Source organism: Aeromonas sobria (assembly GCF_006243315.1).
GTDB classification, from domain to species: Bacteria; Pseudomonadota; Gammaproteobacteria; order Enterobacterales; family Aeromonadaceae; genus Aeromonas; species Aeromonas sobria_A.
Genome location: NZ_NKWE01000073.1, coordinates 1 through 1,243, shown reverse-complemented (window position 1 = coordinate 1,243; position 1,243 = coordinate 1). Strand labels below are relative to the sequence as shown.

Here is a 1,243-nt window from a genome sequence, read left to right as displayed (position 1 = left end):
GGTAATCCCCCCATTTTTAGGGGCATTCAAAAGTAGAGGTCATGCAGCCTTTGTCAGATGCTGCTTTGGGGTATAACCATCCAGCGCCATATTGGGCCGCTCATGGTTATAAACCCATAGCCATTGTGTTGCAAACTCTTGGAGCTCCTCCAGTGTGCCAAACAGATGATGAGCCAACCAATCGTAACGTACCGTTCTGTTAAACCGCTCTATGTACGCGTTCTGCTGAGGATTGCCTGGTTGGATATACCCCAAGGTGATCTCCTGTTTCGCCGCCCACGCCTTGAGCACTTCGCTGATATATTCTGGTCCATTATCGCACCGGATCATCGCCGGTTTGCCACGCCACTCAATCACCTGCTCCAGTGCGCGCTTGACCCGTGAAGCGGGCAATGAAAAATCGACCTCAATGCACAGCGCCTCGCGGTTAAAATCATCGATCACATTAAACAGTCGCACTGACCGACCATCGCTCAGTTGATCGTGCATAAAATCCATCGACCAGCAGTGGTTAGGCTGGGCAGGTACGGCCAGAGCCTGCGGCTTTTCACGTACCAGTCGCTTCTTGGGCTTGATGCGCAAGTTCAGTTCAAGCTCCCGATAGATCCGGTAGACCCGCTTGTGGTTCCAAGCAAACCCTTTGACGTTACGCAGGTAGAGGAAGCAGAGGCCAAAGCCCCAGTTCCGCTGGCTGTTGGTGATACGCAGCAACCAATCCGCAATAAGCTGGTTTTCATCGGCGAGCATGGGTTGATAGCGATAACAGCCTTCGCTGACCTTGAAGATGTTGCAGGCTAGCCGGATAGAAATGGCAAAGAGTGACACGGCTTTGGTAGCCATCTCCCTGCGGGCAGATGGCGTCACCACTTTTTTGCTATGGCCTCGGCGATAATCTCGGCTTTGAGGCGCTCCTCGGCATACATCTTCTTGAGGCGGCGGTTTTCCTCCTCCAGCTCTTTGAGGCGAGCCATGAGAGAGGCATCCATGCCACCGAATTTGGTGCGCCACTTGTAAAAGGTCGCGGAACTGATGCCATGCTCGCGGCAGAGTTCAGGGACGGGTGAGCCAGACTCGGCCTGTTTGAGGATGGCGATGATTTGGGCATCGCTAAAGCGTGATGTTTTCATGTAGAACCTCCTGCGTTCAAGATACGAGAAAATTCTACTTATGAGCACCCCAGGTTTTCGGGGGGATTACCGGGGTAACTTCGTTCCCTTCGTGCCGGCAGCACAAACTGCCCCGC

1 protein-coding gene is annotated in these 1,243 nt (G+C 53.5%); it reads right to left on the bottom strand.

Going from position 1 to position 1,243, the window contains the following annotated elements:
- Nucleotides 1-39: 39 nt before the first annotated feature.
- A protein-coding gene (locus CF137_RS20440; protein ID WP_113736197.1) for an IS3 family transposase occupies nt 40-1,127 on the bottom strand; the annotation gives its coding sequence in 2 pieces (ribosomal slippage) (nt 40-878 and nt 878-1,127; 1,089 coding nt in all).
- Nucleotides 1,128-1,243 lie beyond the last annotated feature (116 nt).